Source organism: Terriglobia bacterium (assembly GCA_020073185.1).
Lineage (GTDB): Bacteria > Acidobacteriota > Terriglobia > Terriglobales > Acidobacteriaceae > JAIQGF01.
Genome location: JAIQFT010000029.1, coordinates 1 through 25,274, shown reverse-complemented (window position 1 = coordinate 25,274; position 25,274 = coordinate 1). Strand labels below are relative to the sequence as shown.

General features: G+C 59.9%; 19 protein-coding genes. 6 read left to right on the top strand and 13 right to left on the bottom strand.

All coding sequences use genetic code 11. The annotated features are described in order from the left end of the window. Nucleotides 1-126: 126 nt before the first annotated feature. The 10 genes from LAN64_12085 to LAN64_12040 all read right to left on the bottom strand — a co-directional run bounded on the left by LAN64_12085 (nt 127) and on the right by LAN64_12040 (nt 14,306). Nucleotides 127-972: an HD-GYP domain-containing protein gene (locus tag LAN64_12085; GenBank protein ID MBZ5568579.1), complete on the bottom strand. Its 846-nt coding sequence runs from the start codon at nt 970-972 to the stop codon at nt 127-129. 21 nt (nt 973-993) lie between these two features. After that, nucleotides 994-1,686, bottom strand: coding sequence for a hypothetical protein (locus tag LAN64_12080; protein MBZ5568578.1), 693 nt, complete (start codon nt 1,684-1,686; stop codon nt 994-996). Between the two features lie 1,022 nt (nt 1,687-2,708). After that, nucleotides 2,709-3,194 carry a LytTR family transcriptional regulator gene (locus tag LAN64_12075; protein MBZ5568577.1) on the bottom strand — a complete coding sequence of 162 codons (486 nt, stop codon included), beginning with the start codon at nt 3,192-3,194 and terminating at the stop codon, nt 2,709-2,711. 157 nt (nt 3,195-3,351) lie between these two features. Further along, nucleotides 3,352-4,551: an aminotransferase class V-fold PLP-dependent enzyme gene (locus LAN64_12070; protein MBZ5568576.1), complete on the bottom strand. Its 1,200-nt coding sequence runs from the start codon at nt 4,549-4,551 to the stop codon at nt 3,352-3,354. Between the two features lie 329 nt (nt 4,552-4,880). Further along, nucleotides 4,881-7,796, bottom strand: coding sequence for an FAD-binding protein (locus tag LAN64_12065; GenBank protein MBZ5568575.1), 2,916 nt, complete (start codon nt 7,794-7,796; stop codon nt 4,881-4,883). Nucleotides 7,797-7,979: 183 nt separating this feature from the next. After that, on the bottom strand, nt 7,980-11,348 hold the full coding sequence (locus tag LAN64_12060; GenBank protein ID MBZ5568574.1) for a carboxypeptidase regulatory-like domain-containing protein: 3,369 nt from the start codon (nt 11,346-11,348) through the stop codon (nt 7,980-7,982). Between the two features lie 151 nt (nt 11,349-11,499). Continuing rightward, nucleotides 11,500-12,435 (bottom strand): hypothetical protein, encoded by a 936-nt coding sequence (locus LAN64_12055; GenBank protein ID MBZ5568573.1) that lies wholly within the window; start codon nt 12,433-12,435, stop codon nt 11,500-11,502. A gap of 13 nt (nt 12,436-12,448) precedes the next feature. Beyond that, nucleotides 12,449-13,018: a zf-HC2 domain-containing protein gene (locus LAN64_12050; protein MBZ5568572.1), complete on the bottom strand. Its 570-nt coding sequence runs from the start codon at nt 13,016-13,018 to the stop codon at nt 12,449-12,451. After that, nucleotides 13,003-13,581, bottom strand: coding sequence for an RNA polymerase sigma factor (locus tag LAN64_12045; GenBank protein MBZ5568571.1), 579 nt, complete (start codon nt 13,579-13,581; stop codon nt 13,003-13,005). Before LAN64_12045 ends, LAN64_12050 begins: the two co-directional genes overlap by 16 nt. Nucleotides 13,582-13,940: 359 nt before the next feature. Further along, a complete protein-coding gene (locus LAN64_12040) occupies nt 13,941-14,306 on the bottom strand; it encodes a PilZ domain-containing protein (GenBank protein ID MBZ5568570.1) in 366 nt (121 codons plus the stop codon). Nucleotides 14,307-14,904: 598 nt separating this feature from the next. Between LAN64_12040 and LAN64_12035 the strand changes: the two genes are divergently transcribed. From LAN64_12035 to LAN64_12015, 5 genes are read left to right on the top strand one after another with little or no spacing between them, the layout of a single operon-like run. Further along, nucleotides 14,905-15,519: a type II secretion system GspH family protein gene (locus LAN64_12035; GenBank protein ID MBZ5568569.1), complete on the top strand. Its 615-nt coding sequence runs from the start codon at nt 14,905-14,907 to the stop codon at nt 15,517-15,519. Continuing rightward, nucleotides 15,516-16,091 (top strand): prepilin-type N-terminal cleavage/methylation domain-containing protein, encoded by a 576-nt coding sequence (locus tag LAN64_12030; protein ID MBZ5568568.1) that lies wholly within the window; start codon nt 15,516-15,518, stop codon nt 16,089-16,091. The genes LAN64_12035 and LAN64_12030 overlap by 4 nt, the downstream gene beginning before the upstream one ends. A gap of 5 nt (nt 16,092-16,096) precedes the next feature. Continuing rightward, nucleotides 16,097-17,164: a prepilin-type N-terminal cleavage/methylation domain-containing protein gene (locus LAN64_12025; protein MBZ5568567.1), complete on the top strand. Its 1,068-nt coding sequence runs from the start codon at nt 16,097-16,099 to the stop codon at nt 17,162-17,164. A 46-nt stretch (nt 17,165-17,210) separates the two neighbouring features. After that, on the top strand, nt 17,211-20,210 hold the full coding sequence (locus LAN64_12020) for a hypothetical protein (protein ID MBZ5568566.1): 3,000 nt from the start codon (nt 17,211-17,213) through the stop codon (nt 20,208-20,210). A 47-nt stretch (nt 20,211-20,257) separates the two neighbouring features. Further along, nucleotides 20,258-21,469, top strand: a complete 1,212-nt coding sequence (locus LAN64_12015; GenBank protein MBZ5568565.1) for a hypothetical protein — start codon at nt 20,258-20,260, stop codon at nt 21,467-21,469. A gap of 76 nt (nt 21,470-21,545) precedes the next feature. On the opposite strand, the gene LAN64_12010 is transcribed toward LAN64_12015, so the two are convergent. Beyond that, nucleotides 21,546-22,247, bottom strand: a complete 702-nt coding sequence (locus LAN64_12010) for an ABC transporter ATP-binding protein (GenBank protein MBZ5568564.1) — start codon at nt 22,245-22,247, stop codon at nt 21,546-21,548. Nucleotides 22,248-22,352: 105 nt separating this feature from the next. Between LAN64_12010 and LAN64_12005 the strand changes: the two genes are divergently transcribed. After that, nucleotides 22,353-23,045, top strand: coding sequence for an anti-sigma factor antagonist (locus LAN64_12005; protein MBZ5568563.1), 693 nt, complete (start codon nt 22,353-22,355; stop codon nt 23,043-23,045). A 14-nt stretch (nt 23,046-23,059) separates the two neighbouring features. Here the strand turns inward: LAN64_12005 and LAN64_12000 are convergent, their stop codons facing one another. Both LAN64_12000 and argH read right to left on the bottom strand, forming a co-directional pair. Next, complete coding sequence (locus LAN64_12000) at nt 23,060-23,620, bottom strand: metal-dependent hydrolase (protein MBZ5568562.1); 561 nt, start codon at nt 23,618-23,620, stop codon at nt 23,060-23,062. Between the two features lie 11 nt (nt 23,621-23,631). Next, on the bottom strand, nt 23,632-25,077 hold the full coding sequence (gene argH / locus LAN64_11995; GenBank protein MBZ5568561.1) for an argininosuccinate lyase: 1,446 nt from the start codon (nt 25,075-25,077) through the stop codon (nt 23,632-23,634). Nucleotides 25,078-25,274 lie beyond the last annotated feature (197 nt).

Here is a 25,274-nt window from a genome sequence, read left to right as displayed (position 1 = left end):
CATTCCGGCTTCAGCCGCTGAGGTACATGGAACGGCGGCTACACTATCTCCGAATCCGGTCTAGTTGATGGACGCTATCCGGAAGCGAGAGCGTGAATTCGGTTCCTCCGAGCCAACCCGTTGCGCTCACTGGTTAGAGATTTCGGTGCGCAGATTGTGCCACATGGATTCGGGAATGCTGAGAAAAGCTTTTACCACCTCGGGATCGAACTGGCGTCCTGCCAAGCGGGCGATCTCCTCTCGGGCGGCGATCAGCGATTGCGCTGGGCGGTAAGGCTGGTTCGAGGTGATGGCGTCCAGCGTGTTCGCCACGGCAACAATGCGTCCCCCCGGCGGAATCTCGCTCCCCTTGAGATGGCGCGGGTAGCCGGTTCCGTCCCAGTGCTCGTGGTGCGCGTAGACGATTTCGGCGGCTTCGGCGAGAAAGGGAATTTTGCGCAGCAGCTTGTAGCCGCAGTAACAGTGCTGGCGCATGACCTCAATCTCCTCAAGTGTGAGCTCCCCCGCCTTGCGCAGGATAGAACGCGAGATGCCGGTCTTGCCGATATCGTGCAGGAAGGCGCCGCGGGCAATGACGCGGATCTCATCCGCGGGCAGGCCCATCGCTCGGGTCAGTGCGATGGTGAAGGCGGTTACGCGCTTGGCATGGTGTCCGGTGTCAGCGTCCCACAGGTCGAGCACGTCGCCGAGCGCTTCGAGAGTGATGTCATAGGATCGCTCCAGATCGCTTCTAGCCTTGACCAATTGTTCGGTGTGCTGTGACAGTAATGTCAGAAAATCAGCGTCCGTAACCGCGGACGGGGATTGCCCGGACGCCGCGGCGTCGGCGAGCGTATCTGAAACTCGCGTGCTTTCGGCACGGAGTTCTTGAAGGAGACGCTTGGGGTCCTTGGTGTCCATAATGTTCGTCTTCGGGTATACCACTGCCGTCAACCGGATTATGCTCCCGCGTAACCGTAGAGAACAGCCCATCGCGAACCGCGAGGCAGCGTCTCAGGGATGCGGTTGGGGACCTTCGGCGGTGATCAGCAGCATGGCGCTGCCGGTGGGGATCTTCACGCTCTTCTTTGACTGAAGGACAATCTCACCGATCGGGTTGGTGTCGCCGGCTTGGGCAATTTTCAGGTCGTCAAAGAAATCGTAGGCGCCACAAGCAGAGGAGGCAAAGACCCACAGCGCCAATCTGCGATGGGCGCTGCTGGTTGCGCACCCGGACTCTGCGGTCAACTCGGCCAGCACCCCCTCCGGCACTGGGTCGCCGACGACCGCGTCACCGTGCATGACATGGCCACCGCCGCGATACACTACGTCATCGCCGATTTGAACGGTCGTCCAATTGGCCGGAGATTCCCCGCGGTACGGGCTGTGGCTCGGCAACTGCGCGTGCCGCACCGCCCGCGGTGAGGCGATGGCGCGCAGGCTAGTGGTGACTGGAATGGTGCGTCCATGGCTGCGGACCTGATCGAATCGAATGCGCAGGTAAGAGCCGCCGTCGGAAATCAAGCCTGCCTGCAGCACTTGCCCGTTCACGCGCGAGCCGGAGCGAATCTTTGTGCCTGAAGGCAACGGCACGTCCTGCGCGATGCTGCCGGCGATCGGCTGGCCAGGTTTGGCCTTCATGGCATCGAGGGTAGAGGTCAGCGTGATCGGCAAAGCAGTCCCGGATGGGATCTCTTGGGCCGACACGCATGCTGCCCATAAAAGGATGGCGATAATAACCCTCAATCTGCGTTCTCCCGTAGGAGTCCGTCCTCTGCCGCCGGCCCAGCCGCACGAAATGCTTCCTCCCAGCCTTGAAGTGGCCGACGTCCGGTAGAAATCAGCAGACAGCCGTTCTCGACTCGCAACTCGACCGTGTCACCCTGTCCGCACTGCCCGCTGAGACGCTCGGGAATTCGGATACTGCGGGAATTGCCGATGCGGACGAGCTTGGTGTTCATGCCGCTACGCCCTCGCGATTACATTCTAATCACATCGCACACTCGCGTCGGCCAGAAGCGGAATGAATGTTGGGACGAAGGGTGCGGTGCGCCGAGGCTGCTTAGAAGCACTGCCGATCAGATTGGATCGCTAATTTTCAGCCTGTTGGTGGCGTAACCTCGGCGGCTGCAAGCAATCTATTCGGCGTCGAGCAGTCGGCGAGAGCGGCAGCTAGTCCCAGCCCAAACACGCACTTTTCTGGCGGAGGCCCAGCATGGAGGTTCCGGTTTCAGTCTACTGTAACCGTTGCGACAAATGGTTTTCCGTCGAGCCGTCCGATCTGACCCATCTGAAAGGTCGAAGGCAGGCTCTGTGCGACGACTGCGGCAATCCTATCTACCTGCCAAGCCCGCATATGTGGCCGCTGGTCCGGCAACGAGCCGTCGATCTCCTGCAATCTGTTTTGAGGCGTTCCAAGAGCAGCCGCGTGCCCTAATTGCACGGCCTTTGCCGTAGCAGCCAAGCAGGGGCGGTGGCTAGGGCCAGCAGGGGCAGCCGCAGTGGCTCGGAATGCAGCGCCGTAGCCTTCAAGGGTATGCGCAAGCTGGGGCCGCTGATCAACAGAGCAATGCAATTGGCGATCACCGCGATGGCGCATCCGGTCTGAAACAACAGAACCAAACCGAGCCGAGGACAATGGACAGGCGAGGCGAGGTACTCGGCAGAGGCGATTCTTGAAGCGGGATCGCCTCTGCCGGCTGCGAGGCCGTGACCGCCATGAGTCCACCTCAACTCATGGGGTGCCGTAGCGAGCCGGAAGCCGCCAAGGAATTTCCAGGGGCGGCGCCCTGGCGAAGCATCTTGCGCACCGCAGGCTGGTAGCCGCGGCTCAGGGGCACACGCGAGCCGTCGCGCAGCCGGACGTGCATGCTGCCGCGGGCGGGCATGTGGTACTCCTGCACGCGCGGCAGGTTGACGATGGCGTTGCGGTGAATGCGCATGAACTGGTGCGGGTCGAGCGACGCTTCGACGGTGGCCATGGTGGCGCGCATCAGGTGGCTGTTGGGGCCCACGTGCAGGCGGACGTAGTTGGCGGCCGATTCGATCCAGTCCACCTGATCGACGGGAATGGCAAAGACGCGCGCGTCAAGCTTGACGATAAACCGCTGCATAAACCTGGGCTGAGTATCAGCGGGCGGAACACTCGGCTGATTCATGGCAAACCCCAGCGCTGGATTGAGATTGTTCATGGACATGCCTCGCAGTGTCGCCATCTTCAACACCGGCACGGAAGAATGGCGAGCCTGAGCACTAGAGCGAAGGAAGAAGAAAAGGTTACGCCGTCGTTTTTGTAAATTTTTGGCGACAAATAGGTGTCGGCTTGCGGTTTTCGCGATCCGAGAGCCGAAAGCCGACAGCTAATGGCTGAATCTACCGCGCGAGGTTAGCTTCGACAGGGGTGACGGAGTGTTTGCTGAGCACGTCCATGGCGGCCAGCACGCCACCCGATTTGTGGGGAACGCCGGCGGCGCGCAGGCCCATCTCGACGCCGGAGAGCGTGCCCATGAGCATGAGGTCGTTGAAGTCGCCGAGGTGGCCGATGCGGAACACCTTGCCTTTTACCTTGCCGAGGCCGGCGCCGAGCGACAGGTCGTACTTCTCCAGCGTGATCTTGCGGAAGGCATCGGCGTCGTGGCCTTGCGGCATCAGGACAGCGGTCACGGAGCTGGAATATTCACGCGGATCAAGGGCGAGATTTTCCAGTCCCCAGGCTTCGACGGCAGCACGCGTGGCGGCGGCGTGGCGACTGTGGCGCGCGACAACGTTCTCGAGGCCTTCTTCGTGCAGCATGGCGATGGCCTCTTTTAAGCCGTAGAGCAGAGTGGTCGCGGGCGTGTAGGGGAAGTAGCCGGAGGCGTTGTCCTTGAGCATCTGCTGCCAGTCCCAGTAGGAGCGGCTGAGACGCGCGGTCTTATTCGCGGCGAGGGCTTTTTCGGAGACGGAGTTGAAGGCCAGCCCGGGCGGAAGCATCAGGCCCTTCTGCGAACCGCCGACCACGACGTCAACTTGCCATTCGTCCTGCCTGAGTTCGGAGGAGGCAAGCGAGGAGACGGCGTCGATCATGAATAGAGCGGGATGGTGGGCGGCGTGGATGGCCTTGCGGATTTCCGGAACGCGATTAGTGACGCCGGTGGAGGTCTCGTTGTGGACGACCATGACGGCCTTAAAGGCGTGGCTGTGGTCTTCGATGAGACGGCGCTCGACGTCGGCGGGATCAACGCCATGGCGCCAGTCGCCGGGAACGAATTCCACATCGAGCCCGTGACGGCGCGCGACCTGCTGCCACAGGGTGGCGAACTGGCCGGTTTCGTACGTCAGGACCTTGTCGCCGGGAGAAAGGGTGTTGACGATGGCGGATTCCCAGCCACCGCTGCCCGAGGAAGGAAAGATGATGACATGGCCGGAGGTACGGAAAATGGACTTGATGCCCTCGAGGACTTCGTGGCCGAGGCGGGCGAAGTCGGGACCGCGATGGTCCATGACGGCGGCGTGCATGGCGCGCTGGATGCGGTCGGGAACGTTGGTGGGGCCGGGAATTTGCAGGAAGTGACGGCCGGGGCGATAGGGCATGATGCGTGCCTCACTGGCGATGATGTCGGATGGCGGCGAAGTTTCTATTGCGACATAGGGAACAGGAAAATGCAAGCGGATCAGTTTGATTTTGCGAACATGTAGAAGAAAAGCGCCGCGCCCATGATTACCACTCCCCCAAACGCCCTAACCAGCCACGGGGGCAAGCTCCTAATGGGGTGCCAGGAGCCACGCTTAAACCAATCCGCGTGCCCATCCATAATTGCCTGCGCTGATGCAGGACGGAACGCCAAGAATAATCCCAATGCAAGCCAAATCAGGCCCATTGCTGCCAATCGAACATCCTTCATGCTGCCGCCTCTTTTCCTTCACGTCACAAGCGCCGATTCCAGCACGCGAGCGACGTGGATGGCCTGGCGTCGGGCGCCGGCCTCGATCTGGTGGCGGCAACTGGTGCCGTCGGCGACGATGAGCGCATTCGCGGGCGCCTGGCGCACCGCGGGAAGCAGGCTGCGCTCGGCCATCTTCATCGAGACCTCGTAATGCTCTCTCTCGTAGCCGAAGGCGCCGGCCATGCCGCAGCAGCTTGAATCAATTACTTTGACGGAAAGGTTGGGAACAAGCTGGAGCACGCTGACCACGGCGGGCATGGCGCCGAAGGCTTTCTGGTGGCAGTGGCCGTGGAGGAAAGCCGTCCGGGGGCCGTGATCGTGGAGGTCGAGCTTGAGATTGCCTTGTCCGCTTTCCTGCGAGATGAATTCCTCGAACAAAAGCGCCTGCGCGGCGATGGCGTCCACGGCGTCGCCCTTGAGGAGGGCTTTCAGTTCGTCGCGGAAGGTGAGAAGGCACGAAGGCTCGATGCCGATGATGGGTACGCCGCGCTGGACATGTGGACCAAGGGTGGCGACAACGCGGGAGAGTTCTTCGCGCGCGGGTTCGACCAGGCCGGCGCTGAGAAATGTGCGGCCGCAGCAGAGAGGACGGCCGCGGTTGGGTTCGATGACGTTGCAGCCGGCGGATTCGAGAACGGCGCGGGCGGCGCGGGCGTTTTCCGGTTCGAAGTAGCGGCTGAAGCAGTCAACGAAGAGGACGACTTCTTTCCCACCCAGAACTTCCCCACCCTGTTTCGCCAACCCCGGGCGAGACAAGGGTGGAGCAACCGCGGGTCTGTAAATATCGCCGCGCCACGCGGGCAATTTGCGGCGGGCGCTCAGGCCGGTGAATTTTTCCGAAAGAGCGGCCAAGCCGGGGATCGAGTTGCGCAGGTTGATCAGGGGAGCGAACCGGCTGGCCATCGGCGCGTAATGCGGCAGGTAGGCGGTGATTTTGGTGCGGGTCGAGACGCCCTTGCGCTGGTGCCACTGGTGCAGGAACTCGAACTTCATGCGCGCCATGTCCACGCCGGTAGGACACTCGCGGCGGCAGGCCTTGCAACCGACGCACAGGTCCATCGTCTCCTTCATGGCGTCGGAGGCGAAGGCATCGGGACCGAGCTGACCGCTGATAGCGAGGCGCAGGGAATTGGCGCGGCCGCGGGTTACGTCCTTTTCGTTGCGGGTGGCGATGTAGGACGGGCACATGACGCCGGCGTCGAGCTTGCGGCAGGCGCCGTTGTTGTTGCACATCTCGGCGGCGCCCAGCAGGCCGCCCCAGTCGGACCAGTCGAGAACGGTCTCGATGGGCTTGGGGCCGTAGCCGGGCTTGTAGCGGAACAGGCTGCGATCGTCCATGCGCGGTGCACGCACGATCCTGCCGGGATTGAACAGGCCGCCGGGATCAAAGGCATCCTTGACCGCTTCGAAGGCGCGCACCAGGCGCTCGCCGAACATCTGCTCATGAAATTCGGAGCGGCTGATGCCGTCGCCGTGCTCACTGGAGTGCGAGCCCTTGTACTCGCGCACCATGGCAAAGGCTTCCTCGGCGATGGCGCGCATCTTCTTGATGTCTGCCGGGTCCTTCATGTTGAGCACGGGGCGAATATGCAGGCAGCCGACGGAGGCGTGGGCGTAGAGCGTGCCGCTGGTGCCGTGCTTGCGGAAGACGTTGGCCAGGCGATCGGTGTATTCGGCGAGATCGTCGAGGGGAACGGCGCAATCCTCGATGAAGGAGACCGGTTTCCCGGCGCCCTTCATGGACATCATGATGTTGAGCCCGGCCTTGCGGACGTCGGCAAGCTCGGACTGGGTCTTGTTGTCCACGGCGCGCACGACGGAGTTGGGGAAGCCGTGGTCGGCGAGCAACTCTTCTAGTTTGCCGATGGAGTCGATGAGCGCCGCCTGCTCCTCGCCGGCGAATTCCACGAACAGCAGGGCAGCGGGGTGGCCGCGGACGATGCGGTCAATAGTGGGGCGGAAGGTGGCGATAGCGTGCGCCAACTCCAGCATGGTGCGGTCGAGCAGTTCAACCGCGGAGGGATTGAGCTGGACGATGTGGCGCACCATGTCCATGGAGTCGTAGAAGCGCTCGAAATGGCAGACGGCCTGCACCTTGTGCTTGGGAATGCGGTGGAGCTGAAGCTTGATGCGGGTGAAGAAGCCGAGCGTGCCTTCGGACCCGACCAGAATTTTTGCCAGGTTCAGCGGGGTGGCGTTCATCATGTAGAGGTTGTAGCCGCCGACCTTGCGCATGAGCTTGGGAACGCGCTCCGCGATGTCCTGGGCGTGGTTGCGGTAGAGCGCGCGCAGGGAGTCGGCGAGGGCGGCGACGCGGGGCGCGATGGGGTTTCCGCTCTGCGAGACCTCGCCGAAGAGGCAGCGGGCGCCGTCGGCGAGGACGGTTTCGATCTCCAGGACGTTGTGCACCATGATGCCGTACTTGATGGAGCGGGCGCCGGCGGAGTTATTGCCGGTCATGCCGCCGAGGGTGGCGCAGTTGGAGGTCGAGACATCCACCGGGAAATACCAGCCGGTGGACTTCAGCTTGGCGTTCAGGTGGTCCAGGACGATGCCGGGCTGGACGACAGCGGTGCCGCGCTCGGGGTCGAGTTCGAGCACCTGGTCCATGTGGCGCGAGGTGTCCAGGACGAGCGCCTGGTTGACGGTCTGGCCGTTCTGCGAACTTCCGGCGCCGCGCGGCAGGACGGGGAAGCCTTGTTCGCGCGCCAGGGCAATTGCAGCTTCGACGTCGGCGGTGTCGTGCGGCAGGGCAACGCCGATGGGCTCGATCTGGTAGATGGAGGCGTCGGTGGAATAACGCCCGCGGGTGAAGGCGTCGAAGAGAACTTCGCCGCGAAGCGCCTGGCGCAGGCGAGCGGCGAGTGCGGGATCTCCGATTCTGTTACCCACGGGCTTAACCTATAAAGGATGCAGTCCGCCGCACCCTCAAAGTGGCCAACAGGCCACCTTAGCCTCTCGGCGTGGCGGGAGTTGCAGGATATCAAAAATAGACTTGCTTGCCGTGAAAATGCAGCAGACGATACCGCGCGCCGGGCGACGTAAAGGCATTTCTGCATATGCCGGCTGTTGCGGTTAGAACTCTACTTTGGCAGCGAACTGAATGATTCTCGGATTGCCAATAGTTTGAGTGATACTTCCGAAATTACCGGCTGACATAGACCCGTTTGGATTCGCGAAATGGGGAGTATTAGCGAGGTTGAAGAACTCGACTCGAAATTGCACTCTGCCCCACTCCTTGAGTCTGGCGCCCTTGAAAACTGACAAGTCAAGATTCACGAAGCCAGGCCCCCGGAGAACGTTGCGCGGCGCATTTCCAACATCGTGTAGGTGCGATCCTGTAAAACGAGACGTGTCGAATGCGCTGACATCAAAGTACTCCTGCAAGGTACGCTTCGCAGGGGGCAGATTCGGATCGCGCAGCAGGTCCGGGCGTAATCCTTCAAGACCCGAGTCTTGTATGCCGCGTACGACATTGATAGGCGAACCAGAATGCGCTACGAAGATACCGTTAACCTGCCAGCCTCCTAAGACGGCTCGCCAGATACTACTACGGTTTCCTGGAAACTGCCGGTCACGTCCAAATGGAAGTTCGTAGATATAGCTGAATACCAGATTGTGAGTGATGTCGTCGTCGGCGACACTCCGCTCCCGAGCTAGGTCGAGCGGATTCTGAGGCTGATTGTGCGCATTGAGGTTATGACCTAAGTTGAAAGGAGCCGGTCCATTATCCATGGTCTTGCCGAAGGTATAGGAAGCCAGGAAGCTTAGGTGGGAAGAGTATCGCTTGGTTGCTTTGACCTGCAAGGCATTGTAACTGGCGGAACCTACGGCAAACTGAGCTTGTATCTGGCCGAGCGCGTCTGTGATGCGATGGTTGGCATTGAGGTTCCCCACAGCGTAGGGAAGCTTATGGCTGACCGATCCAACATACCCGGCTTCTAATGTCGTAGTGGAAGTGATTTCACGCTGTAGGGTGAGACTGTACATCTGAGAATAGCCGGCGGGGAAGTCCGGAGCGACAGAGAATACATTTTGCTGGGAGTTGGTAGCTGTCTCAATTTCGCCGGGAGTCAGGCGGGCGACAGCGGGTGAAAGTGGAATGGACGTAATTCGCGGCACTCCAGTATCGAGGTAGTAGGAAAAGGGTGGCCCACTGAAGATATCATTGAAGAAGCTCTGTTCCACGGCGTAGGGATAGTTTTTGGTGAGTATGTCGCTACGAGCGTCGTTTTCGGGCGAATAGTGGATGCCGTAGCCGGCACGCAAGACCGTCCTGGGAGTCACTTGAAGAGCAAAACCGACGCGCGGGGCGAAGTTGTTTTTGTCGGGTCGCACCAGGGAGTCGGAGTTGCCGCCACGACCCGCCAGCAAGATGGCGCCGGAAGCCAAGTCGAAAGTTGCCGCCTGATTGCGCGCTTCCGTATATGGACTTTGATACTCGTAACGAATTCCGTATAGCAGCACGAAGCGGTTAGTAGCTTGCCAGGAATCCTGTACATACCCACTGCCCTCCCAGCTCCGGGTGGTGGGAGTGGTTAGTTGCAGCCCTTCGGTTACGGTGAGCGGTAAGCCGAGTAGCAAATCGGCTACATCGGAGCCACCGTTGCCATAAAACGCGTTGGGATCAAAAAACGAGAAGTAGGGATCGCTGGTTAAACTGGCAAAGGGACCGCCATAAAACTGGAAGCCGGTGGGAAAGAAGGAAAAGCGCGGTTTAGACGTGAGCCGACGGTAATCGACACCTGCCCGGAACTGATGCCGCCCTAGTCCGCCGATTAAGCTGTCTGCAACCTCCACATTTCGGTCCTGGAAAAATAACGGCTTAAATGTCGAACCGCCAGTCTGGTATCCGCTCCCCAAAAAGACAGCCGGAAAACCGGCGGTTTGAGGAAACCCGGGGAGGTTGACATTTCCCACGCCAAATTGTGCCGCCAGGTTCCTGTTGTTCAGTAGGCTGAGTTGACTCAGAGAAAACCTGGTATAGCCCAATCTGATTTCGTTGCTCCATCGCGCTGACAGCAGGTGCGTTTCGGCAAGCGAGACAGATTGGCTCCGCTGCTGGGTCTGATCGCCAGTGTCAGCATCACCCCCGCCGCTGACCGGTATGTGTCCAGCAAAGCGGTCGCCGAGAAGGGATCCGAAGTCGCCGTAATGATAGGCCACGAAAATACGGTCGGTGTCGGAGAAATAGTGATCGATGCGTGAATCGCCGGTATTCAAATCGAACGCATACCTCTGATGGGAATTGAAATTATTGAACCACCCATTAAGAATGCCCGGCAGAGTGGGTCGAGGGAAAAAATTCAGCAGCGTTGCCTCGCCGGCTGCGCTGACACGGTTCGAAGGAATGATGTTGCCAGGAAATCGCTGGGACGTATTAGGGTCAAAGATTGGGATCTGCTTCCCGGTGCGAGGATCCTTTAAGCTCGAAAGGTCCACGTCACCGTTCGGCAAGAACCGGACTTGATCCACGGGCGGAACCGAGTCCAGGAAAGAAAAAGCATCTCGCAGCCTTTCCCGCTCGTAAGAAACGAAGAAGAAGGTTCTGCCCTTCTTGAGAGGTCCACCCAGTGTCCCGCCGAAATTATGTTGATTCAATTCCGGCGGCTGTAGAGAGAAGAAGGTCTTTGCCGCGGTTGCATTAGGACGAAGAAATTCGTACAGGCTGCCATGAAATCGGTTTGTTCCCGCCTTGGTCTGAATCGCTATGACTCCTCCCGCGGAGCGGCCAAATTCGGGCGCATAGCTGGAAGTGAGGACCTTGAATTCTTCGACGGAATCTACACTGGGGCGAAGGCTGGTGTCATTGTTGCGATTGGTCGTAACTTCCACGCCGTCCACAAGAATTGAATTAGCGAACTCTCGCTGCCCACTGATCGAAAGGTTCACATTGTTGCCTTGGCTGCCGCTCTGAACCCCGGCAGTTAGCCGGGCAAGGTCGAGGAAGTTTCGTCCTAGAAGGGGTAAATCCAAGATCTGGCGTGACCGGATCACTTCGCTGGTCTCCGCCGTCTGGGTCTGTAGCCCGGTCGCCGGCGCGACCACGCTGATGTGCTCGGAAATCGCACCGATTTCGAGTTGCGTGTCGGCACGAACTTCTTGATCAATCGAAAGTGCCAGGTGGCTGAGCTGCGCAACACGAAAGCCCTGCTTGCTCAATGTAATCGTGTAAGTTCCGGGTGGAAGCTTGGCCAGTAAGTACTTGCCAGAGCCGTCGGTGGAAGTACGCTGGGACAATCCGGTCGCTTCGTTCGCAGCCTTGACCTCGACCCCGGGAACCACCCGCGCTTGCGGATCGGTGACATGGCCTGCGATTGTGCCGGTGGTAGCCTGGGAAAAGCATAGTGATGTCGGGAGAACAGGAAGGGAGAGGCTGGCAAGCAGAGGGAAGATAAGACTGTTTCTGCGGATCCTTCGCGCTGCCCGCATGATGCCGTTCATGGTTGTCTCTGGCCCCCCAGCGCAATTTCTGTTTGACACAGCCTGCGGGCCAGGTTGTATCAATTGCGGGATTAGGTTACTGCAGCATCGCGCCGAGAAGATCGTTTTGCTCATCTGCCCGCCGGCAAATCGTAACGGGGAATTCGACCACTCAAGCTGCCGTCAGCCCCGGACTCTCCACCGTATCTGCAAGCCTGGCATGCGCCGTCCGCAGTGCCTCCCACTGATAAGCCGGGGCAAGGGCAAAGGCAGCGCTCGCTGGGTACCAGAGATACCAGCTAAAAGCTGTCTGCTTCCAATCCAGGACACCGTATGCGGTCAGCCAGTTCAGCAGGCTGCACAGGCTAGTCAGGAAGATGGCTGCAGCGAAGGCGCTCCACACCTTGCTGACGTATCCCCACCCCATTTCTAAGGCGGAGCGGCGCAGGAAAATCGCTTCCAAGAGCAAAACGCTGAGCAAATAATCGTTGGGCCAGGTGAGTGCGCGGCCGTATGTGACCGGTGAGGTGCTGCTCCACATTCCCACAACGATTCCATGGATGACGATCAGAGAGTAGGCCATCGCGGCGCCGATCAGCACCATGTCCACTGCTTTTGGCTTGGCGAGCATGCCGCACCTCCGGTATAAGCGCAGGCTCAGGAAAAGGCCGCAGGTTAAGAGCGCCATCTGCGTTGGTCCCCCGATCACGCCTCCCCAGCGCCGTAGGGCGTCCGACAACTGAGTGTCCCAACCCTGAGTCAAATAGTGAAGAGGATTCATCTCGGAGTTTACCGCCAGCAGATGCTTCAAGATTACGCCTGTGAAATGGCACACCGCCGCTAATATGATGAACAGCCACGCCAAGCGTAACGGTTGATCGGAAGAAAACTGCCGGTAAGCCGAGATACTCAGGACAACCTCGAGAGCGCTGAAAATTATCAGGATTAACGCTCCCTGGTAGTCAAAGTAGTAGCGCAATACGGATGGATTGCCGGTGACAAGCCAGACCGTGTGGGTGCAGATTCCGGCCAGCAGATGCGCGGTAACAATCCCCAAGATCCAATCCGTCAGGGAAACCGACGGCAGGATCAAGTTACGAGCACTCATAGGTGGACCTCGATCATGCGGCGGTTCCTTGCGCACGACTCCAGATTCGAACCACTGTGGTGGCCACCGCTGAACCTGTCTGCCGTCCAAAGAAACTCGCGACCAGCGGTTCGATCACCGCCGTGAGGTCTGCGGGCCGCACCCCGGGTCGGTTGCACGTTTGCAGTACAGCCTTGGCGGTGCGCAGCCCCATGTAGATGCTTAGTTCCGCGACCAATTTCTCGCTGACAGCTGGCGGCAAGGCCGGTCCCAGCTCCTCTGCCTGGCCGGAATCGGGATGCTGGTCGTTCCACGCCTGAATCGCCCCACGCAAATGTGCCAACCCTTGTTCGAGAGGAAAGTCAGCCGCCAACGGGTGCAGGACGTCCTCGTAGAGACGCAGCCCGGCCTGAAGCTGTTCAAGCCGGTTACGGCAAGCTGCGCAACGGCCGAGATGCCGCTTGACCCTGGCGCTGTCGCCGGCCTGCAACTCTCCATCGAGCGATGCCATATTGTCGAGCGATGTCATAAGGGTCGCCGCCGACGGGTGGAGAATCGCTTTCTCTTGCAGCCATTGGATGAGGGTTCTCAGTGCGCTTCGCACGGCACCTCCCGCTTGCCGAAAGCCTTGCGGATCTTGTCTCCACCCCGCGCCAGCAGAGCGCCCACGGTTCCCGGTTCAATACCTAAAATCCCACCGATCTCTTTGTACGTGAAGCCCTCGCTTCTGAGCTGCAGGCACTCGAGCTCTCGCGGGGACAGTAAGCGGAACGCTTGACGGACCGCTTCCGACCGTTCCAATTCCTTGTCGGGAGAATGCCGCTTGTCGGCGCAGCCTCGAGCCAGGTCCAGGCTCACTGAACTTCTTGCACTCAACGACTTCTGCTGGTCGAGGATGTAGTTACGGATCACGCGGAACAGCCATGCACGCCCAGCGGAGTGAAGCGCGCCGCTGGCGCGTTGGACATAAAATTTCAGGAATGTTTCCTGCACTGCTTCCTGTGCCAGACTGCCATCCCTGGTCAGCAGGAACGCATAACGGAGCAGGTGTCCCGCTGTAGATTGGTACAGTTCGGTCACTTCTTGCTCCAACGACGCAGAGGGGGAATGCTTCTTGCTGTATTCCTCTCGCGCCGCGCGAGCCGGGTCGTCCGCCTTGTTGGGCAAACTATCCTCCCCCGAAATGAAATCGCGCCGCCAAGTGGAATGTCTGTTCTTTGGCAGCGAGGATATCAGATGGGCGCTGCCGCGAAAACCAGATAGGGCTAGCGCGCCCAAAACGCCCGAGAACTTCCGCGGGCAGGCTGCACTTGCACCGCTGGTCCACGCCAATTCGTATGAGACGATCATTTCCCTGGTCTAAGAATTCTTGCGATTGCTCATACACTTGAAACTGGCTGGGAGCAATCTTCCCGCAGGACAGTGCCAAGGTTTCGAAGATCCGTTCGTAGCGGAACAAGGGCTTTGGGTAGGGCTTGCGAGCGCCTGGAGCCGATCCGCCCAACTTCACCCTTCTTGAATTTCGTTTAATCCTGCCGACTGGCTTCGAGGCGCAGGTCGACTGGGTCCACGAATTCGAAGCCGTATCTGGACCCGTAGTGATTCCTAACGACAGCACGCAGATTGGTTTCGGCACCGCCCCCAGCATCAAATCTTAGCCGCACGTTCTGGTGGACGTGAAGATCGCCATAAACAATCGCCCCCAAGCCACACTGACTGATGTCGCGGCACACGCCTCGATAAGTCTGATTTCCGGTGGTCAGCACAGCGAGCGGGGAGCCCAATTTAGTTCTTGGCACTCTTCTTTTCTCTCTGATTCTGTGCGAAAGGTTCAAAGCTGAGGCCGCCCGATTCAGCACATTTGTGACCCAGTTAATGACGGCTATTCTCATGCAGTACTCGGTTACAATGTCGAGGTTCTGCCCGGCAAGTTTCGGTTGCGCAGGCGCATCGCGTCTTGTCCTAACGAAACTGGAGCGGAGTTCTTCTGGTTGTACTCCTCTCGCATCGGACTAGAGCGATTCCACGGTTGCTAGGCCGGTCCTTCCACCGTAGGATGGCGGCTACACGGAGAGCGGAACTGCTCTAGCGGGCAGCTCCTTGAGGGACAGGGACGAGGATATCAGAAAGGAGCTGCCTTTCCTGCCAGCACCGACGGCATTTTTTTTAAAGGGACTGTAAAGAAAGTGCGTGCCTGATTCGTCTGTTTGAGCAGAAGTAGAGGCTTCGCATTCCAGACGGCGCTGCGGTCTTATGCGCCAAGTAGGGAAGTTGTGCCATCACCAACTGCATGAGTCACCTGCAATAGCGATTCCAAACATCGTGGGACGGCGTTAGCGATAGGCCAGTAAATGGTAAAATACCATCGTGACGTTGCTGGCGCCCGCAATCACACGTATTCTCATCGCAATTCTTGAGCAAGTGTGGGATTGTCCGTAAACGCTTTTTCTGGCGCGTAAAAGGTCGTTAGGGAGAAAGGACGAAGACAGCGTGAAGAGCGATCAAAACGCGCAAGGCTTCAGCATGATCGAGCTCCTCGTCGTCATCGCAATCGTGCTGATTATAAGCGCGGGTGCGCTGTTTCAGTTCGCGCCGGTGACGAAGAATGCGCGCGTGGAAAATGCGTTGCAGACCACTCTCGGGCAAGTCCGCAATGCTCGCGGGCTCGCGATTGACCAGAGGAGGCGATACCGTCTGAGCTTCCTGGCTCCCAGGACGATTCAACTAGATCAAGTCGTGGTGGATCCAGCCACAGGGGTACAGTCGTTCCTCTTCGTCAGCCGCATCGATCTGCCCCAGGACACACAATTTATTGCCATTTCGGGAATTCCGACTTCGGGCAGCGGGACGCCGCCTGACTCGTTGCCCACCACCGGGGCGGCGATCGACTTTAGCCTGGATTACGGGGGCGGCGGTACGCAAATCTTTTTCCAGCCCGATGGCCGGGCCCTGGATGCGGTAGGTCGGCTCAACAATGGAGTTGTGTACGTAGCCCGGCCGGGTGAACTGATGTCGAGCCGTGCAGTTTCGGTTCTCGGCGCAACCGGGCGCGTCAAGGGATGGCGTCTGATTCAGAGCGGCACTGCTAAGGTGTGGACCGAATGAACACCTTGCCAACACCGGGTCGGTCAAGCCGGGCGCAGCCCTCGGCAGGCTTCAGCCTGCTGGAAGTCATGTTCGCGACCGTGATTCTCGCGGTGGGCCTCTTGGCCCTTCTGGCCGTATTTGCACAAGCTGTATCCGCCACGAAGTATTCGCGAGAAGATCAAATCGCCAAACAAAAGGCGCGTGAGGCGCTGGAAGGCGTGTACAGCGCCCGCAATGACACCGCGGTTGCCTTCGCTGACATTCAAAATATTTCCAACGGGGGAATCTTCAAGGATGGATTTCAGCCGTTGTATTTGCCCGGGACCAACGGCATCGTGGGAACGGCGCAAGATACCACTACGTTTGATCGCACGGTTTTGCCCGGTCCCGATGGCAAGCTTGGCACCGGCGACGATGTCATCGTCCCTTTGGTTAACTACCAGCGCCAGATCCTGATCACCAGCATTACCAATCCGGATGGCAGCACCAATCCCGACCTGCGACGCATTGCGGTCACCATCCGGGTGGCAAGTCCCGAACGTGGACAGCGCGACTACGTAGTCAGCGGATTCATCTCACGTTACCCGTAGGAGCCATGAAGGAAAAGGGATTTACCTTTGTCGAACTGATGGTTGCCATCGCCGTCCTACTGGTGGTGATGGCGGCGGCCACCAGTTTGTACCAGAAGTCCGTGCAAGTCTCCACCATGGTTACGCAACAGGCGGAAATGCAGGCGGAACTCAGAGGGGCGGCGAATCAACTGGCGCGAGATTTAAACCAGGCAGGAACCGGGATCCCAATGGGGGGGATTCCCATTCCCAGCACCGCTTCCGGTGGGACGAATCCCCAGTTCGCCTGCGATAGCGTCAGGTGCTACATCACGGTGAACAATAAATTTACTCAAGGCGTTCTGTACAAGGTCACGCCGGCCAACGGCGTCGGGCCCAACGTGGTGCGAGCCAGTGACGCGATCATCATCACCTACATTGACCCTGGACTGAACTGGAGCGCATACACCACGCAGGTGGCTGCCAAAGACGGCACCACCCTAACCATGCCGGCCGGCACCACGCCGGCGCTCGGTGATCCCGCTGTTGGGCTAACTATCGGCGACGTGCTTTTGCTACAGAATGCGAACGGCGCCGCGGCCGGGGTGGTCACCAACTTTGACACCACCACCAGAGTCATCACATTTGCCAACCTCGATCCGTTGAACATCAACCAGTCCGGCGCTACCGCCGGTAATATCAAGTCCCTGGAGTTCAGCCCAGTACCCGGAACCGCTCCCTATTACCCTGCCATTACCGTTTCTCGCATCATGATGATCACCTACTTCATTCAGCAGATCGACACACCCAGCGGCCCGGATACGCAGTTGATGCGCCAGATTGGCGCCAGAACTCCTACGCCGGTGGCGGACCACATTGAGGACTTGCAGTTCACCTACGACGTCTTCGACACCAATACCAGCACTCTTACCACCGCCTTGCCCGACGCCGCCACCGGATCCCCCGCAACGCCGGTACCTAACCAGATTCGAAAAATCAACATCACCATGTCGGTCCGCTCCCCCCGTCGCAATGCTCAGGGGGTTTACGATCACTTCTCCCTCACCACCTCCCTTGGCCCGCGCAACCTGAGCTTCCATGACCGTTACAACTGAGGTGTCAGGTATGTCAGACCAACATTCAGGCTCGCAACGCACACAAATGCAACGCGGATTTGCGCTGATATCGGCATTATTGTTGCTGATGCTCATGTCCGCATTGGCGGTGGCCGTCCTTATCAAGGTGAACACCGAACAGCGCCTCCAGAAAACTGATTCGGGCAACAATCTGGCATATTACGGTGCTGAGGCCGGTATGGAAAAAATGACGGCTGACCTCGGTACCCTGTATGTTCTGAATGCCGCCCCGAATTGGTGTGACATTACGAATCTGCAAACCGGGTTTCCCTCGTTTGCGGACGTGGGGGTTACCTACTCCACGTATGCCATCACCATTCCCGTTCCTCCCGCCGGCTGTGCCGCTCCTCCGTCGCGCGTGCAGACGATCAGCCAAGGGCCGAACGCAGGATTGTATGCGCAGATAGTCCCCCTCACCTTGCAGGTGACGGCTTTCCGGCCCGGCGGTGAAGAAGTGAGCATGGTGCGCCAGGTTGAAGTGGCTTTAATCCCGGTTTTCCAATTTGGTGTTTTTTCCGAAAGCGATCTTAGCTTTTTCCCCGGACCTCCTTTCGACTTCAACGGTCGTACGCAGACCAATGGAAATCTGTTTCTGGCCGCTGAGGGCACCCTCACCTTCCACACCTTCATCCGAGCGGCGAAGGATGTGGTCCGGGACCAGTTGGCTAGCGGAGCGAGTTCTACTTCTAATCCGGCTCGCACGGCAGCCATCAACATTCCGAAGCAGCCCGCTGGCTGTGACGGCGCCCAACCAGCGTGCCGCAATCTCACGGTGGCTCCTAACGAGGGCAGCTCGATTGGTGGTCCGAGCGCTACCTATGGCGGAACCGGCGCAGTCAACCCGAATTGGACTTCGCTGTCGACCTCAACCTATAAGAGCATGATTCTGAGCGGCAGCACGGGGGTCAAACCGCTGAGCCTCTCGTTTGTGCAAAGCGGTGTGAATCCCATCGAAATCTTGCGTCGTCCGGCGCCCGGCGAGTCGGTGAATTCGGCAGTGGGTGAATCGCGCTTGTACAATCAGGCGCAAATTCGCGTGCTGCTCTCCGATGATCCGGACGAACTTCCCGGGGGCGCCAGCGATGCCGACAACATCCGCTTGGCCGATGTGCAAACCAATGCCACCGCTCCTGATTACAGTCAAGGTGTGACGGCGGCAGTGCCAACCGGGTTGCCCGCCATGCCTTCCGGTTCGGGCAAGCCCTACGTCACCTACTTTGCCGAAGGATCGACGGCGGTGCAGGACCCAAGCAGTTGGTCTGGGAGCAGCGCGCAGTTTTGCCTGCCGTCGGATTGGGCCACTGTTCCTTCGACTCCGGCGCCAGCCAGCAGTTCCTTCACCTTGCTGAATTACGAAAGCAAGCCGGTCAATGTAGCCGATGCGAGAGCGGCGGTATTCACGGCTCCCACCACCGGTTATGCGCCTTTCATCGGCACCGCGAATCCGACCAGCCCTAATCCTGTTTGTTTCGCGACCGCGACGCAGGCGGCAGCGATGGTTCCCGTCCAAGCCGCCAGCGCGCCCGCTGCTCCGGGGACCACGTGGAACCTGATCGATGGCTACCTGCGGGTGGAGATTCGCCAGGCAGACAACACCTTCCTGCCCGTGACGAAGGAATGGCTGGAACTGGGTTTTGCCCGTGGACTGACCCCGCCAACCGCTGCTGCTCCCAATCCTGTTCATCCCAACGCGATTCTCCTTTTTCAGCAGCCGGCTGATCGCAATGGAAACGGTTCCCTGGACCCTCGGGTGGATGCGGTTCAAACCACTGCAAAAGTGGCGACCAACCCCCCCTGCGGAGGCTATCGCCAGCCGGCCTGTATCTATCAAACCGTGGTCAACGCCAAGGGCATCGAGAAGCCTGCCGAAGTGCAAACCGACACGCACTCCAACAGCGTCTACTACGGCGATGGCAACGACTCCACAAGCGTTACCCGGTACAACTGGTATCCCATCACCTTCTATGACGCTCGCGAAGGCGAACTGAGGGAGAACTCGCGCGCCTCCACGACTTGCAGTGTTGGCGGGGTGATGAACGCGGTCGAAATTGACGTCAAGAATCTGCAGAGATGGCTCAATGGCACGACCGGTACCAACGGTAAGTTGACGGAAGCGGTTTCGCAAAACGGATACGTGCTGTACTTCTCGGATCGTCGCGGAATGTTGCCCAATCCGAATGCCGGGACGGTGAAGAACGGCGAGTACGGGTTTGAAGACATCATCAATCCCGCAGTCGCCCTGGGTACACCGAATGGGACCATGGATACCGGCGAGGATGCGGACGGCAACGGCAGGCTGGACACTTGGGGGGCCGCGAACCTTGGCTTGGGCTTTGGCGCAGGCAAGTCAGGCAACCCGGCTGCCACGGTCGACTGCACGAGCATGGCGCGGAAGAATTGGATATCGGGTGCACGTCGCGCCGTTCGATTGGTGGACGGCAGCCGAGGCAACGTTCCAGTTCGCTGGGACACGACGCCGGTTGGCGGAGGAGGCTTCACTGTGGCCAGCGAGAATCCGGCTTACATTCTCGGCGACTACAATGCCAGCGGCGGGTTCACGGGCGCGCACGCTTCTTCCGCCGTGATTGCCGACACCGTGACACTGCTGTCCAACAGTTGGACCGACCGCGAGAGTCTTACCAGTCCGGCCGACGATGGAGGCCGCTCCGGGGCCACCACCTACTTCCGGGTTGCCATCGCATCAGGAAAGAACATCAATTTCCCCATACCAACTTGGGCCGGAAACCCCACCGTGCCGCGCGATTTCGGCACTGACGGGGGAGTGCACAATTTCCTGCGCTATCTGGAAAACTGGGGAGGCAGCAGTTCCAACTACATGGGATCGATGGTGAGCCTCTACTATTCGCAGTATGCGACCGGGATATTCAAGTGCTGCGGCACCGTCTATTCGCCTCCTAATCGTAACTACGCGTTCGATCTCGACTTTCAGGACGTCACGAAGCTTCCGCCGGGCACTCCCAAGTTCCGCGACGTAGTGGACGTCGGGTTCCAGCAGGTGTTCTAGCGGCGTCGTTAGAGGGCTCCATTGCTGCTTGACAGGCGCACGCGCCAATGAGGTACGACGGGATCCTGATTGCAGTGCTGGTGGCGACCCCGCTGGCGGGTTTCGTCATAGAACTCCTGCTGCGCCGGATGCGACTGCGCGGTTACGGCCACATCGCCGGCGATGTGCGCGCTATTGTCAAGGCCGTTCACGGCGAGACGGACCGTGATAGCGGCGACTTGTTGATCCGTGGCAGCATGAGTTCCTCGGCGGTCTTGGTCAGGTTCTCCCGTTCCGACCAGCGGCCGGGTCTCAACATCCAGGTGCCGGCAGCCGGCAATATTTCTCTCTTCTGCGTTCCCAAGGGTTATGAGACAGAAGCCGGGCGAACACCTCTGCCCTCATCCGACCTAATGTTCAACGCACGATTTCGACTCAGCAGCGACCACCCGGGGGTAGCGGAAATGCTCTTTTGCACCCCCACGATCCTGGCCGAAATCCACCAACTTTGCCGCTCATCCGGTAACTTTCTGACCCTCGAACAGCAGCGCTTGGAATTTAGCGAGTTGCTGCTCGAGGAAGCAAGTCTTTCCCACCGCGTATTGGACTGTATCCGACGGATGCTAACCATCGCAGCGGCTTCACGCCAGATGCCGGGAGCGGATTCCGAGCGCGTGATGCTATTTCCGCGCCGCTGGAATTGGTTTCGAACTGCCTATATTGGCGGGCCAATTCTGCTGCTGTCGTCGATACTGCTTCTTGCCAAGCTGCAAAAGCCGGTTGCTGTGCCGCATCCTCCGTCTGCGCCGTCCGGCATTGCACAGGATGAGGCGAGTCAGATCCCCGAGCTTCAGCACTGGCGATTGGCACAGCTTGGTGATTTCGATCCCGATGCCGTGGCATGGCTGCAACAGCAGGGGCAGCAAGCCCAAGCAGCCATCCGGGGCGTGTTCGCGGGTGAGGACCGCGAAGATTCAGCGTATGTTCTCAAGCGCATCTCTGCGTCGCCCGGGGATCCGAGCCGCTTGGTAGTGTTCTTGAAGGGACAGGTTCGATTCGACGCCAACATGCCGGAGATCGCCATCGCAGCGCGGATCACGAAAGATCGGATCGCCTCCATCGAGTGGCGTGGCCGCAGACCCGCGGGGCCGCCTGACGGGGATGGAATCTTTATTATTCAACGCTACCAGGACGCTTCCAGCTCCCTTGTCCTTTTCGCCAGCGGCGTGCAACTGGTCATCGGCCATCCGAAGGATTTTCATACGATCTCCTTGCAATAGAAGCAATCTCGCGTGTCGCATTGCTCCTCGCCACCAGTGAGGAGCTGCGCCCGAGATTACGAACTCCGGACTACCATCATGGCTGAGCGATCTTACTCTCCTCGCCGGCGATCTGGCCGTCACGCATGTGCAGAATGCGCCCGGCAAAGGCGGCTGCCTCAAGATTGTGGGTGATCATGAGCACTGTCTGGCCGAGCGTGCGGTTGGTCTCCTGCAGCAGGCGGAGGACGATTTCGGAATTCTTGCTGTCGAGATTGCCGGTGGGCTCGTCGGCCAGAATGATAGCGGGCTGGTTGATGAGCGCGCGCGCCAGGGCGACGCGTTGCTGCTCGCCGCCGGACAGCTCCGAGGGCCGGTGCTCGAGGCGATCGGCGATACCGAGTAACTTGGTGATCTGGTCGAACCAGGCGGCGTCGGTGTGTTGGCCGTTGCGGCCGGCGATGTCCTGGGCAATCTCGATGTTCAGGCGCGCGTTGAGGGTCGGCAGCAGGTTGAATTTCTGAAAGACGAAACCGATTTTGCGCTTGCGCATGCGCGTGCGCTGGGCGTCGGAGAGACGGGCGAAGTCGTCGCCGTCAATGATGATGCGGCCGGAGTCGGCGTGGGTCAGGCCGCCGAGCATGTAGAAAAGAGTGGATTTTCCGCTGCCTGAGGGACCGACGACGGCGACAAACTCGCCTTTCTCGACCTGGAATGAGACGCCGCGCACCGCCGGCACTTCGACCTTGCCCAGGCGGTAAATCTTGGTGACGTTTTCGACCTGAATGATGGCGGCCATGCGGGCAATCTCTGATCTTAACATTAAGGATGCGCCGCCCGGACGCGCCGGAGTTTCGCGATATAATCCGCGACTTCAGGGCACTTTGGTGGGGAGACGCCTCGTATGCCGCTGCGATTGGACGCGCGCCGCGTAGGGAAGGTCACGATCGTGAAGTGCAGCGGCCGAATTGCGGCCGGGCAGGAATCCGACCACCTGCACCGGGAGCTCACGAAACTGCTGCCGGAACAGAAACATTTCGTGCTGCACCTGGGCGAGGTGGAGTTCGTGGATAGCAGCGGGCTGGGCATGCTGGTGCGCCTGCTGGCGTCGGCGCGCTCGGCGCACGGCGATCTCAAGCTGTGCAACGTGACCAAGGGCATCGCGCACACGCTCGACATTACCAACCTGAACCAGTTGCTGGAGGCGCATGCGTCCGAGGTGGAAGCGGTGTCGGCGTTCTACCAGCGCGGCGGCGTGAAAGACGGCGCGCTGCGGCCGGGGAAGACGGTGGTGTGCGTGGACCAGTCGGCGAACGTGCTGGCGTACGTGCGCGAGGTGCTGCGGCAGGCAGGGTACGATCCGCTGACCACGGCCAACGTGTCGGATGCGCGCATCCTGGTGAAGGCGGCAAGGCCGGCGGTGGTGATTCTGGGGCCCAACGTGATGGTGCGCGGAGGCGAAAAAAGCGACGCGCTACGGCAGGCGCTGCACGGAATTCCGACCATCGAGTTGGGAAGCGCGTTTTCGACGATTGATGCGGGCGAGGCAGCGCAACAGGTGCTGGCGCAGGTGAAAGCGCATACGGCCGGGAATTGACGATCTCGGATTGACTATTCGCTTGCCGCCTCTACTTCACGTCGACTTGCCCAACGCACGATCAGAACTAACCCTGCGAACAATATTGCGGGGAGCCAAATCCACAGCAGTTCACTTTGGAGAATGGCATATCCGCGGGCGCTGAAGAAACGCGTTACCGCGATTGGTGAAACACGAACCGGTCTCCACGGCAAGAAATAGCGGCGATTGTCAAAAGGCGAGAAAAACGCCACGCCGAGCCCGCCGTTCGTCATGGCGTCCAACAGTCCGTGGCTTGCTGTCGCCAGAAACAAATACGCGAAGACGGAAAACCTCCCAATCCCGAACACTCGGTGTCGCAACGCGAGAAGGACCACCGCACCCGCCAGAAGAACGGCGAAGACGACCGAATGCGTGAATCCGCGATGCCCCCAGAAATCGCCGTACCGAATGCCAAATCGAAACCCGATCACGTCAAGATCAGGCAGGACGGAACAGATTACGCCCGTAATCCAAATGCTCTTGGGTATTTGGGGTCGGTAGAAGCAAGTTCCGATGCTGAGGGCGGCCACCGCGTGCGAGAATGGAGATGCCATTGGTGGTTTCTTCAGTCAATGCCTTGTTTTACCTTACCTTGACTGCCCGCGATTGCAGAGACTCTGCCCCTCGATGTGTTGCCATCCTTCTTAATCGCGTTGATATGCCTTCTCGCCTCTTGCAACGCGTCCTTGACGCGCGCCGGCGCGGTGCCGCCCGCGACGTTGTGGCTTTCGAGGACGGATTCCAGCTTCAGGCAATCGAAAAAGTCGCGCTCGAATTCCGCGCGGAATGGCTTCAGCTCCTCCAACGTGAGGCCGTCGAGTTCGCATCCTTTTTCTAACGCCAACCGGACCGCCTGGCCGACGGCGGAGTGCGCAATCCGGAAGGGGACGCCTTTCTTTACCAGGTAGCGCGCGGCGGCGGTAGCGTTAAGGAAGCCGGACGAAGCAGCGTCCTTCATGCGCTTGGTGTCGAAACGGACAGCGGCCATGAAGCCGGTGGCAACTGGAAGCGCCTGCGCCATGCTGTCGGTGGCGGCAAATAGCGGCTCCTGCGCTTCCTGCAAATCCTTGTTATAGGCAAGCGGCAGGCCTTTGAGCACGGTTTGCAAGGTGGCCACCGCGCCCAGCACGCGCCCGGCTTTGCCGCGGATCAGTTCCAGCGCGTCGGGGTTTTTCTTCTGTGGCATGGCGCTGGAGCCGGTGGAGTAGGGCTCTGGCAATTGCACCAATCCGTACTCGACGGTCGAAAACAGCGCCATTTCCTCCGCCCAGCGGCTGAGGTGCAGGGCGAGCGAGGCGAGCGCGTGCAGATACTCGAGCTCGAAATCGCGGTCGCTGGTGGCGTCCATGCTGTTCGCGGAGATGGCTTCGAATCCGAGTTCAGCGGCGAGGGCGGCGCGGTCCAGTTCCATGCCCGGGCCGGCGACCGCGCCTGATCCCAGCGGTAGGACGTTGACGCGGCGGCGGCAGTCGGCGAGGCGGTCCGCGTCGCGCAGCAGCATCTCCACCCACGCCAGCAGCCAGTGCGGGACCAGAACGGGTTCGGCGCGTTGCAGGTGCGTGTACGACGGCATGACGGCCCCGACGTTGTGCTCGCCTTTGCGTACGAACTCCCCGGCAAGGACGGCGATGGCAGCGCGAAACGAGTCGATGCTGCGGCGGGTGTAGAGACGAAGGTCGGTGGAGATTTGTTCGTTGCGGCTGCGCCCGGCGTGCAGCTTGTATCCAGTGTCGCCGATCAACACGACCAATTCCTGCTCGACGAACTGGTGGATATCCTCGACGCCGGGAAAGTCGGCGGGATTGGGCGCGGGTTTGGCAGCCAGAGTGCCCAGCCCGGTGAGCACCGCATCGAGTTCGGTGGCGGTGAACACGCCCGCGCTGCGCAGAACTCGCGCATAGGCACGGCTGGCGGCGATTTCGTCGGCCAGCAGGCGGACGTCGAAGGCGAAGGACCGCTGCCACTGCTCGAATTTGGGATCAAGCGGCTCGCGGAAGCGGCCGGACCACATTTTCTTCAAGAGTTCGGGCTCCCGGCGCAAGTCGAAGTAAGAAGTAAGAATTAAGAATGAGGGGTATCTATTTAGCTCAGGTAACCCCAATGGGTTGTGGTTTCAGCTCCGGCCCGCCTGAGCCGACCGGACTATCGCCTTGTAAGTTGTTGGCTCCACGGCAGCGGCCTGCTGGACAAGGCGGAAGAACAGCTTCC